This window comes from Rhizobacter sp. (assembly GCA_021153565.1).
Classification (GTDB): Bacteria; Pseudomonadota; Gammaproteobacteria; order Burkholderiales; family Burkholderiaceae_C; genus Albitalea.
This window is the reverse complement of the sequence record JAJKJU010000145.1, coordinates 21,329-31,883: the sequence shown is the minus strand read 5'-3', so window position 1 is coordinate 31,883 and position 10,555 is coordinate 21,329. Positions and strand designations below refer to the sequence as shown.

Genomic DNA, 10,555 nt, shown 5'->3' with positions numbered 1-10,555 from the left:
TTTCGAGCGTGTCCGAGCAGCGCGTCAAAAGGCACCTGATCTAGGCGCAAAGCGCAGCCATAGCCCGGGCTATGGCGAGCATTTGCAACGACGAGCAGGGGGCTTTTGGCGTGATGAGCGGGCATGATCGAAATACTCTCAGCCTCTCAGTCCTGACATCGAACGGCGCCAAGGCGGCACCGCCCACTATCGCGATCTACTGAACCGTCAGGCCCCGCTGGGTAATCAGCAGTCCCGTGACATCGAACTTCAGGAACTGTTCCAGATGGCGCTTGCCCATTTTCATCATCTGGGCACGCGCCTTTGCATCCGGCTTGCGCATGAGCTCATCGCGCTGCAGGGCCATTTGCATGCCGACGACGGCCATCTCTTCGTACAAGGTGCGCTTATCGGCTTGCGAGCCCTCGGCGAATGCTGAGTTCGCTCCAATCACTTCGCGCATCTGGGCCACAAGCGACGGGAAGCTGCTATCAGGGAAGTCCACGTCGCGGTATGCCATGTAGTTGCCGGCGATGAACGCGGCCACTGCACCCGCGGCGTCTTGTTTGGGCAAGCCGAAGCGTGCCTCGATCTGCTCGTACTTCGCAAGCATCTGCTCTGCGCTCATGCGTCACTCCCTTCTTCAGGTTTGCCTGGTGGATCACCAACTGAATTAGAGGCGCGTTGTCTCCCCACCCGATAGCCGTGCGCGCACTAGCTAGGGTGCACCACAGGGGGGTCGCAGGCGAGCGATCGGCACCTATGGCTGCATGTACGTGGTCTCCCGAAAGGGGTTCGCACGTTCTTACATTTTTCTCGTCTCGCCGCTTAAATCATGGCACGGCACGCGACATCAACGCAGCCGCCGCAGCTCGAACTCACAAAGCTTCCGCGCTGCGGACCGTCCACCTTCAATCCATCTCAGGGAGTTCATACATGACCCAAATCCAGTCCAACATCGCCGTCGGCGGCTGCTACCAGCCCGCCCCAGTCGACGCCTCCAACCCCACCCACGCCAGCACCACCATGCAAGGGGGCCAGGCGGTGTTCGAGAACGACAACTACCGCATCACGATGGGCGACAACAACACGGTCACCATCAACAACAAGCACACCGGCGAGTGCTATCAGGCCTGGGGTGACCCGCACATGAACGTCGACGGCCAGCACGCCTTCGACTTCTGGGGCACCACCTCGCTCAAGCTCGAAGACGGCACCAAGGTCACCATCGAGACCACCCCTTGGGCGAACAATCCGAACATGACGCTGTCGTCGAAAGTGACCATCACCAACGGCGACTACGGCGCGCAGGTCTCTGGCATTGACACCAACAAGACCGGCGACCTGAAGATCGACGAAGCCAAGGGCTGGGGCAAGGTGCTCGACTGGGCTGTCGCCGACGGCAATGTGGTCCAGGAAAACCCCGCCGGCAAGGGCTTCGTGGCGGTGGACGACAACGGCATGGTGCGCAAGGTCGATCAAAGCTACATCAACGACACCGACCTTCTGAAAGGTGGCGCCGACAAGCTGCAGAACCAATACAAGGACGCGTTCCGCATGCTCGGCAGCTTGCTGAGCATCAGCTTCACGGGGATGTTCCTCGGCGCGCTGAACAAGGTCTTGCACGACCGCGGCGACTCGCCCCGCGAGCCGGCTCACCCGGGCGGTGGACGCATGTATCCGGGCGGCTCACCGAACTTCAACGAGGCCACCGGCCATTACCGCGCGCCCCACATTGACGTCAATCTGCGCGCTTCGATGAGCATCGATCTCACCCTTTCGCGTTGGAACGGACACGTCTGATGTGTTCCTGCCGGGTGCCTCGCAAAGGCACCTCGGGCAACTGATCCGTTCAACGAATCCTCCGGCGGTGTCGCTTCCCGCTGTAGGAATCGTGCATGGACATGGCCCGGAATATGTTCCCGTTTTGGGGGCGCTGGGAGGGATGCGATGCAAGGCGCTCCGAGCGCCGTGTGGCGAGCCACACAAGTGAGGAGCAACGCCGCAGCGCGCCCGCCCGGCACCCCCAAAAACGGTAAGTTGTTTCGGGCCATGTCCATGACTAATCGAACCAGATGGAGAACTGCATGACCAATGGAATCTCGGGAATCGCCGGTGCTAACACTGGGCCGCCCAACACGAGATCGGACGACGCCATTGCCGCCGCCGGTGCCGAGGCGGCGCGCATCGCAGCGCAACCCCTGGATCCACAGGCCCGAGCCATTAAGGGCTTTCGCATCGCCAACAGCACCAGCGAACCGGTTTCCGGTACGACCGCGATTGCGTTGGCCGATGCCGCCGCCAATGCACGCACGGCACTGTCCCGAACCGATCTCTCGCCCGAGCGAGCGGCGCAGGTCAAGAACGTGGTGGAACGGCTGGGCAATGCCGTGATCGACGGCAAGATCGAGCCGCACATCAATAATCAGTTTCGCGAGCACCTGCGCTACTTGGCTGTCGAACCCGACATTGCGGCAAACAGTGCCAAGACCGATGGCAACTTCAGAGGCGCGCTTGCGCAGCTCACGCGGGCAGTTGAAGTGCTGGACAAGGTTGAATTGGCCCGCGGCACGCAATTGGTCTACGACGCAGGTGCCCACCAGCCCGCCGATCGCGCCGGATTGCCAATACTCCGCGTTCCCGATATCGATGCGGATTTGTACTTCATGACCAAGGATGGTGTGCTCCACATCGAGAGCACCAAGTACGGGGCTAATACTTTGGCCTCGACCATCGACAAGAGCCTGAGCAAGAAAGGCGTCGCTTCAGAGCCGGGCGGTATCGTCGTGAAGCCGGAATCTCAACTGGGTCGGCAAACTGCTTGGCAAACAGAGTCCACAAGCTCGAGCCCGCGCGCTGTGGGGTATTACGTGCTGGACAAGCACGGGGACTTCACCGCCTTGCTGGAAAAGAAAAATCTTGCAGCGCTCGAAGGCGCCGTTTGCGACCCAGGCACTCGCAATGTCGTCATCGGCGATCGCGCCTACTCTGTCAAAGAACTGAAACAGATGGGCGCCGAGGCAGAGGCGCGGGCCTCGACCGAATACGAGCCTTTCAAGAAAGCGTGGGAGAAGGCCAACCCCGGCGAAGTATTCAAGCCCCGCACGTTCTATCGGGAGGTTCTCGGAAGCTCGCCGGAAGCGCGAATGAAAGCACTGGGCAAGAACTTCGGCGAACCGGTGGGGCCGCTGAAAGCTATCGCGCAGCCGGACTTGCCATCGGCAAGGCAAGGCGCAGCATTTGGTGCGCTTGCTGCAGGGGGCATGACTCTGCTCAAGCTCGGTCTGGACGGCAAGCTGTCGTTCGACAAGGTTGGCGAGGTGACTCGGCACTCCGCGACCGGCGCAGCGGCAGGCGCCGTCATGGCAAGGGGTGAGCGTCTAGTGACGCCATTGCTTGATCGAGCCATCGGCCCCGCCGTGGAGCGATCGGCCACGCAAATCGCTGCAAAGGTGGTTGCCGGCGACGCCATCAAGACAGCGAGCCAGAAGACGGCCAGCGCTGCCGCCGCAGGCTTCGCGACGCGAACGCTCGCCACGCGCGCGCTGGGCTCGACAGCCGTTGGCGTGGTGGTCGCGGCCGGCGTCTCGGCATACGAAAACCGCCAAGGCCTGGCGCACGGCGAGTCCAAGGCGATCGGCAACGTGACGGCAGACGCCACCGTCGGCGCCGTCTCCGTGGCCGCTGGAACGGCGGCCTCCATCGGCGCAGCAGCTGCCACCGGCGCACTGATCGGATCGAGCGTGCCAGTCGCAGGCACCATCGTGGGCGCAGTCGTCGGCCTGGGGGTGGGCGTAGGCATTGCGTACGGGGCCCAGATTTGCGGGGCACGTGACGCTGTTGCGCACACCGTCTCGGGATGGACCGACAAAGTCAAGGGCTGGTTCTGATGCGGCTTGGCGCGGGGGTGCTGATGTGCCCTCGCGCTGCAAATAGGTTCATTGCGAACAGCCTTGCATTGACTACGATGCATGTCTTCGTCAACTCGCCCGGCACTTATCCCGTGACCAAGAAATCGCCTCCGCAGTCACCGCTCGATCCTGACAGTTCGTCCCGAGCAAAGCGCCTCACCGATTGGCTGGGTCGCGTCGTGGCGCCACCATCAATTGCGCCTGCGCCGCAAGGCACCCAAGAGGAGCAGGCATTGCTGACTTGGGGCACGGATATCTTGAAATGGAAAGACTGGTTGCGCACCTCACCCAAGGGTTTGGTGCTCGCAGAGTGGCTCTGGAACCCGCTTCGATATCACGCCATTCTTGGCCGCGACACCTTTCGAGACTTCATCTTGAACTTGCTGCGTGAAGCCAGTTACGAGGACTGCGCCGCAGCAGGATTCGAATTCGACCCTACCAACAAACACAGCGGCCACTACGGCAGGACGATCGAGATTGAAATCTCTCCACATGACAAGCACAGGGCGGTGTTTTGGAGCGAACCCACGTGGGATGGATCTGAGCTTTGGGTAGATGGTTTGCGCGTTCACTATGTTGAAGGAGGGAGTTGTCCCTTTCATGAACCCCCTGTCGGAGGACATTGGATCGACGATCGCTTTTTCGTCTCGCTCGTGTCTGGCCCCAAAGACCATCCGCTTCAACTTTCTTACGCGGAATTTCCTCGCATCCTGAGCTTGTTCATCTATGACGCGGAGCGTTGCGCATACCGTCTCGTTCATCCGACGCGCGAAGAGAACTGGGGCAACCCCTGCATCGAAAAGCATGGGGACGCGATTTTGGTTTTTGCAAACCTGACTCTCACGGGGCATGAAGAACAGCCCGATCGCATCATCCCGATCAGCGAGCTCGTGGGCTGAATCGAGGACGCCGGCCTCTGGCCGTATAGAAGGTCGAATCGACACCTCGTGAATCGCTACTGCGATTCACCTCGGCTCGGTGTTGCTTGACATGTTGGAAGCTTTGTAGCGAAAGAGCCCTCGAGCGAGGGTTACGGCTCACTCGTCCAGCCTTCTTGGCCAGATACCCCCGGCTACCCGATTAGGCGTCGGATGCACTGGCTTGGGTCAGTTGGCTCGCTGTGCGATGAGGCGACGCAGCCGTTTGGCGGCATGGAACGACAGCCATATTGCTATTGCATACACGCCGCAATCGACCATGAACGCGCTGGGAACAATGCGATCCTCGCCGAAGGCGAGCTGATTCTCGACGGAGACGCCAGAAACATCAAACAGGAACGGGAGAGGGAAGCCGCCCTTTAGCACTGGCCTCATGCAGGGATCATCGTGCGAGGTGCCGCAAAGATTTCCGTACTGCTCAAGCTCCGGCCCGGTCTGCTCAACGAAGACTGAGAGCAGCGCCAGAAGCACAGCAACAAACCAAAGAGCTACGAATCTGATCATTGGATCACCATTCCCAAGTCAGAGATCTGAAGACGATCGGCGTCACTCTTCAGAAACTGTTCCAGGTTTGCCTGGGCGGTTTGACGAAAGTTGCGCTCGGACTCCGGGTTGGGGTTTCGCTTGAACGCCTCGTTCGTGACCGCCATGAACGTACCAATGATGGCCATCTGTTCATACAACTGGCGCTTGTCGGCCGCTGACGCGCGGGTGAACACGGGGTTGGAAGCCAGCACAGTGCGCACTTGATCAACCAGCAAGGGGAAGTGCTTGTCTGGGAAGTCGGCGTTGCGGTAGGCCATGTAGTTGCCTGCAATGAAAGCGGCCACAGCACCTGCGACATCATTTCTAGGAATGCCGAACTGCGCTTCGAGTTTCTGGTAGCCAATGAAGGCTTCGTTGAAAGCACGTTCAATCTGAGTGCGTTGAGCCGCTGGATACCGGGCAGCCAACTCACGCGAAGTTGCGCCAGACCGCACACCATCGGCTACCGTGATGCTGGCCGCGACCGGTGGGCGATCGTTCGAGGAACGACGGGTCGCCTGCACGTCCTTCAGCATCGAACCGTTGATGATGCTTTGATTGACGAAACTTGATGCAGCGAAGCTCGAGTACTGCGCCCCGGTCGCGGCATAGTCCGCGCCCAGCCATTGCGCCACCGCGGGGCAGCCGACCGCAATGGCACAGGCGGCCAACAAGAACTTTCGGAGTCGGTGCAAAGTTCCTCCTTCGCGAAGAATCTTCCGGCTCGACGGCATCCGGCTCGTGACGATTTGAGCGCAGGCCAGATCGCTGACGACAAGCAGTACCCGCAAGAACTTTCGCATCGATGATTCCTTCATTCCCTGAGAGGCTGAGAGTATTTCGATCATGCCCGCTCATCACGTCAAAAGACCCCTGCTCGTCGTTGCAAATGCTCGCCATAGCCCGGGCTATGGCTGCGTCGCTTTGCGCCTAGATCAGGCGCCTTTGGACGCGCTGCTCGGACACGCTCGAAAAACTCTCAGCCTCTGAGCGGTTGGCATGTGCCGACGGCAAAAGCGATGGTCTTTCCACCCGGAGACCAGATCACGCTACTGTGGCTACATCGAAGCGGTCAGGGTATCCAGGCAATCGAGTCACATGCGGACACCCATCGACCGCCATCGCCGGACGGGTTCCTGACTTTCACGCCATGGTTGACGTCATACGCCGGCCAGGAAATAGGTACGTTTTCAGCGTTGACGGGCAGCACAAACACTGGGCTGGAACCACAACCCGTGGCGCCAATGATTCCTCCGGGGACGCCGGGGAACGCCTGATCCGGGGGGAAAACAGGAGCCACCGCTACCCCACCCATGTCAAGTACACCAGCCACCCATTGGCCGTCAGGCGACCATGTGGGACTTGTAAACGCATAGTTCAGAGCCGACTGCGGGTCGGGCGCACTCGTGAGCCGGTGCAACCCGGTGCCATCCATGTTCACAACCCAAATATGAGTGTCCGTACTGCTATTTCGCGCAGCTTCTGACCACGTCAATGCGAGCTTCTTTCCATCAGGGCTGACCGCCAACGTATTTCCCCAGGCAAGGGGAACTCCTTCGTCGGGCGAGCTGCCCGGCAAAGCCAAGGTAGCGATCAACTCGGATGCGCTGCTGGTTGGTGAAGAGCGATAAAGCTTGTTCCTCACCGTGTAGACGTAGCGGCCATCGGGCAACCATGCGGCCGGGCTGCCTTTCATCAATACCCCGTCCAGCCGCGAGCCCCGTTTGATGGGCTGGCCGGTTGCAACGTCGAAGATGGTCAATCGTTCGCTCTCGGCCGTTTCACCCGCAGATTGGTCTTGCCAGAAAGAAAGGATATAGCGCCCGTCCGGCGACAACATGGGCTTGCGAAATTCGGTTTTGAGATCCAACGTACCCTTCTGCTGCCAACTGGTCGAGTCAACGAGAGCAACGGGTGCGGCACCTGTCAAAGATACGTTGATGTACCAGCGCAGCGCGGTAGTTCCGGTCATCGATGTGCCTTCCCAACGATCCCTGCCGGGATCGTTGGTAGCAGTGGACTTCGGAAGCGACACTTGCTGACCCGTTCGCAATTCGAAGGCATAGGCTCCTTGCGGCGAGTTGGTGATGAGCCTACCTGGCAAGTTGGTGTTGCCGTAGGTATTGATGGTTGCACTCGACGCTGGCGGCGGGGTAGATGCGGAGCCCACCGCGCCACTGTCGCCACCTCCACCGCATCCACCGACCATGAGCGCTAGCAACGTTGCAAGAATGCAAGCAAGACGAATGAACCGCATATCTACCACCCTTTTGTTATTGAGTACTACCAGCGCCAAAGCGCGAGCGCGTCTACCCGAAAAGATCAACCCCGGGCCATGGCGCGAAATGTTCGTAAGGAACATCGACGTCACGATGGGCCATGAGCTGCAAGACAGAGAACGCAGCGATCGAACCCGTCAAGTCGTGGGAGGGCAGGTCGACCTAGTGCTCGATCTCGGCGTCGCAGAATAGTTCGCCACAGACGCAGCGCAGTCCGCGCGATTTACCTCGGGATGAGCAGCCTTGTCGAGAGCCCGATGCCTTCTGACGGCTCGACGGCATCTGACTCGTGAGGTTCTGAGCGCACCAGATCGCTGAACGCTAAGCAGTACCCACAAGAGCTTTCGCGTCGGTGCTACTTCTGCTCTGAAGCGGTTAAATTTCGAGAGGCGGATTCTCGAACGTGCAGCGGGATCGTGATGCCTTCACGTTAGGGATGGCGTAACGTACGGTGTCTTCTATGTCGAAGGATCGGACCGCCCAAGCGCCTGAGCGTCACTTGCTTTTGAGCCACGCCACACGCCGTTCATCCCGATCATCTGCGTAAGCTCATCGAACAATGATCCCTTGCGCCGTGATCTCTACCTTGTCTGCATTCATCTTCAGAAACTGTTCGAGGTAGCCCTTGGCGGTCCGCTTCATGTTGTCCGCCGCCTGCGGATTGGGCTGCTTTGCCAGCGCCATCTGACTGGTGGCCATCAACATTCCGACAGTCGCCATCTGCTCGTACAGCTCCTGCTTTTCGGCCACGCTGGATTTCTGAAAATTCCCGTTCGAGCCGAGCACCTGCTGCATCTGTCTGACCAGCGACTTGAAATTCTTGTCCGGAAAGCCCGTGTTGTGATAAGCCATGTAGTTGCCCGCCACGAAAGCTGCAATCGAGCCAGCCACATCACCTTTCTGGATGCCGAACTTCTGCTCGATCGTTCCGTAGGCCACCAACAATTCGCGGAAGACGCGTTCGGCCTCGGGGCGAGACTTTTCCGGGAACGTCGCAGCCATGCGTGCAGGGAAAGCTGGTGACGCAGCCAGCACTGCCACCGTGGAAGCTGGCGCCGTGCGTGAGTTCGACGGTGCGCCCCGGCCGTATCCATAGGTCAGCTGCCGCGAAATTTCGGCACGCTTGCCCATCTCCCTCAACATCGCGTAGTGCATGTTCGAGTCGGCGATATAGGCGAAGTACTCTGCGTCGTAGGCAAATGCAGAGGAAGTCAGCAAGCAGCCCGCGACGGCCAAAATTTTCAACGTGGAAGGTAATTTAGATTTCATATCTCGAAAGCATCCCACCAGATTGCACTCGGGTGCCCCTCGCGTTTGGGACAAGGTGTAACCATGCCTGAATGTCTCACTGCTTAACATAGCGGTCTTCGGCGATTTGCAGCGAGTCGCCCTCCCTGAAGAAGAACATTTGGCCTTCAGGGGCGCCGTCGACCATGATGGTGATCGAATAGTCTTTGATGCGATAAGTACCATGCGAATCTGCACCGCCCGCAACGCCCATAAAGACATTGGCAATCGTGTTGGCGTAGATATTGTGGCTGGAAGCAGTGAACGTGCCGTCAGGCTTAAATACGAATTCTGCCTGGGAGCACGTAGCCAGGTAGCATGACCGCGAGATGTACAAACCGTCGAGTCGCACTTCCTGCTGCGGCGCCAATGACAGATAGTTTTTGTCACCAATGGACCAGCCTTCGGCCATTGCACCGATCGGCTGGGCATCGGCGTCACCTATTTTGATTTTTCCGTTCTCAACGGTGTAGCGAACACACAGATCGTTGCCATCGGCATCCCTGCTTGGCGCGTAGCACTGCAGGTCGGCAAGGCGGGTCACCGGTGGGCCGACATAGACCAACCCGTTGTCGAAGAACTTCGGGAAAACGTACTTGGAAAGGCTAACGTAGTACGGCCATCCGTCCGGCGAGATGAACAAGGTTCTCTCGGTAGTCCAGCTCCAGTACTGACCTTGCGGATGATCGATCGGGACCGTCGGCGACGGCGCAACAGGCGTACTTTCCACCGGCGGCGAGGGAACTGTTTGGGAGGTGTTATCGCCACCTCCACCGCCGCCGCAGCCCAGTAGGCTGCCAGAAAGCAGGAATACGGTCGAATAGCGTTGCAAGGCCGCCGCTCGGCGGACTGGATGAATGGGTGTCATGACCAGCTCCGGAAATAAAAACAACGGGCCTGCGCTGATGCAGGCCCGCCGAGTGCGTATCGAGTTCGTTACTGCTTACGTGCCATGCCGGACAGGGCGTCGCCGATGCTCTTCAACACGGTTGAAACCGTTTCCTGGAACATCTTGACTTCCTGGCTAACGCCTTGCATTTCCGTCATCAACGCCGTGGTTTTATCGGCGACTTTCGGATCCTTGGAGCCCTTGGGCAGTGCATTGAGTTGGTTGCTCAGATCGACCAAGTGCCCCGTCTTCTGACCGAGCGATTTACCCATCGCCTTGGCCAGTGCGACGAGCCAGCTGCCGCCGCTGTATTTGCCGTTCGAGCCCTCAGAACCGGAGTCCTTCAGTTCATCGAGCGTGTTCTTCACCAAGCTACTTTGCAACTCGCCGCGGAAGTCATCGACTGCTCCCCCAAACTGATCCTGGGCTTGCTGCTGTGCTTCTGGTTGAACATCATTCTGGCCCAGCTGCCCCAGCTTCTCATCCACCGCCTTGGAGATGAGGTCTCCCAGGAATTTCGGCATGCCATGTTCTTGCTGCAGCTCCTGTGCTGCGCCCTTGGTCGCGTTACCCACCGCGTCTTGCAGCATGTTGCCGACCGCTTGGCCAATCATCGAGCCGATGGGACCACCAAACATCCCACCAACGATGCCACCAACAGCGCCCAGCAAGCCACCGCCGCCACCACCCATCACGCTATTCAAAGCTCCAGACATTTTGCTTCTCCTGTTTAGGCGCGTCGTACGC

Annotated in this window: 10 protein-coding genes; 3 read left to right on the top strand and 7 right to left on the bottom strand. The window is 59.3% G+C overall.

Features of this window, described 5'->3' with window-relative positions; genetic code table 11:
* Nucleotides 1-196: 196 nt before the first annotated feature.
* Nucleotides 197-607 (bottom strand): DUF6683 family protein, encoded by a 411-nt coding sequence (locus tag AC30NL_RS08860; protein ID WP_489463639.1) that lies wholly within the window; start codon nt 605-607, stop codon nt 197-199.
* A 308-nt stretch (nt 608-915) separates the two neighbouring features.
* Here AC30NL_RS08860 and AC30NL_RS08855 point away from each other — a divergent pair, with 308 nt between their 5' ends.
* From AC30NL_RS08855 to AC30NL_RS08845, 3 genes are all read left to right on the top strand, one after another.
* A complete protein-coding gene (locus AC30NL_RS08855; RefSeq protein WP_489463638.1) occupies nt 916-1,782 on the top strand; it encodes a DUF1521 domain-containing protein in 867 nt (288 codons plus the stop codon).
* 284 nt (nt 1,783-2,066) lie between these two features.
* Complete coding sequence (locus AC30NL_RS08850; protein ID WP_489463637.1) at nt 2,067-3,869, top strand: hypothetical protein; 1,803 nt, start codon at nt 2,067-2,069, stop codon at nt 3,867-3,869.
* Between the two features lie 254 nt (nt 3,870-4,123).
* Nucleotides 4,124-4,789 carry a hypothetical protein gene (locus AC30NL_RS08845; protein ID WP_489463636.1) on the top strand — a complete coding sequence of 222 codons (666 nt, stop codon included), beginning with the start codon at nt 4,124-4,126 and terminating at the stop codon, nt 4,787-4,789.
* Between the two features lie 207 nt (nt 4,790-4,996).
* Here the strand turns inward: AC30NL_RS08845 and AC30NL_RS08840 are convergent, their stop codons facing one another.
* The 6 genes from AC30NL_RS08840 to AC30NL_RS08815 all read right to left on the bottom strand — a co-directional run bounded on the left by AC30NL_RS08840 (nt 4,997) and on the right by AC30NL_RS08815 (nt 10,524).
* Complete coding sequence (locus AC30NL_RS08840; RefSeq protein WP_489463635.1) at nt 4,997-5,332, bottom strand: hypothetical protein; 336 nt, start codon at nt 5,330-5,332, stop codon at nt 4,997-4,999.
* The gene (locus tag AC30NL_RS08835; RefSeq protein WP_489463634.1) at nt 5,329-6,156 is read right to left on the bottom strand and encodes a DUF6683 family protein; all 828 of its coding nucleotides are present in this window, start codon (nt 6,154-6,156) and stop codon (nt 5,329-5,331) included. The genes AC30NL_RS08840 and AC30NL_RS08835 overlap by 4 nt, the downstream gene beginning before the upstream one ends.
* A 269-nt stretch (nt 6,157-6,425) precedes the next feature.
* Complete coding sequence (locus AC30NL_RS08830) at nt 6,426-7,715, bottom strand: hypothetical protein (protein ID WP_489463633.1); 1,290 nt, start codon at nt 7,713-7,715, stop codon at nt 6,426-6,428.
* A 466-nt stretch (nt 7,716-8,181) separates the two neighbouring features.
* Nucleotides 8,182-8,850: a DUF6683 family protein gene (locus AC30NL_RS08825; RefSeq protein ID WP_489463632.1), complete on the bottom strand. Its 669-nt coding sequence runs from the start codon at nt 8,848-8,850 to the stop codon at nt 8,182-8,184.
* Nucleotides 8,851-8,977: 127 nt separating this feature from the next.
* Nucleotides 8,978-9,787, bottom strand: coding sequence for a hypothetical protein (locus AC30NL_RS08820; protein ID WP_489463631.1), 810 nt, complete (start codon nt 9,785-9,787; stop codon nt 8,978-8,980).
* A 68-nt stretch (nt 9,788-9,855) separates the two neighbouring features.
* Nucleotides 9,856-10,524 carry a hypothetical protein gene (locus AC30NL_RS08815; RefSeq protein WP_489463630.1) on the bottom strand — a complete coding sequence of 223 codons (669 nt, stop codon included), beginning with the start codon at nt 10,522-10,524 and terminating at the stop codon, nt 9,856-9,858.
* Between the last annotated feature and the right edge of the window lie 31 nt (nt 10,525-10,555).

Bases quoted from the DNA above. Each gene is read 5' to 3' on its own strand.
- AC30NL_RS08860 (WP_489463639.1), bottom strand. From the start codon at position 607: ATGAGCGCAGAGCAGATGCTTGCGAAGTACGAGCAGATCGAGGCACGC.
- AC30NL_RS08855 (WP_489463638.1), top strand. From the start codon at position 916: ATGACCCAAATCCAGTCCAACATCGCCGTCGGCGGCTGCTACCAGCCC.
- AC30NL_RS08850 (WP_489463637.1), top strand. From the start codon at position 2,067: ATGACCAATGGAATCTCGGGAATCGCCGGTGCTAACACTGGGCCGCCC.
- AC30NL_RS08840 (WP_489463635.1), bottom strand. From the start codon at position 5,332: ATGATCAGATTCGTAGCTCTTTGGTTTGTTGCTGTGCTTCTGGCGCTG.
- AC30NL_RS08835 (WP_489463634.1), bottom strand. From the start codon at position 6,156: ATGCGAAAGTTCTTGCGGGTACTGCTTGTCGTCAGCGATCTGGCCTGC.
- AC30NL_RS08830 (WP_489463633.1), bottom strand. From the start codon at position 7,715: ATGTTCCTTACGAACATTTCGCGCCATGGCCCGGGGTTGATCTTTTCG.
- AC30NL_RS08820 (WP_489463631.1), bottom strand. From the start codon at position 9,787: ATGACACCCATTCATCCAGTCCGCCGAGCGGCGGCCTTGCAACGCTAT.
- AC30NL_RS08815 (WP_489463630.1), bottom strand. From the start codon at position 10,524: ATGTCTGGAGCTTTGAATAGCGTGATGGGTGGTGGCGGCGGTGGCTTG.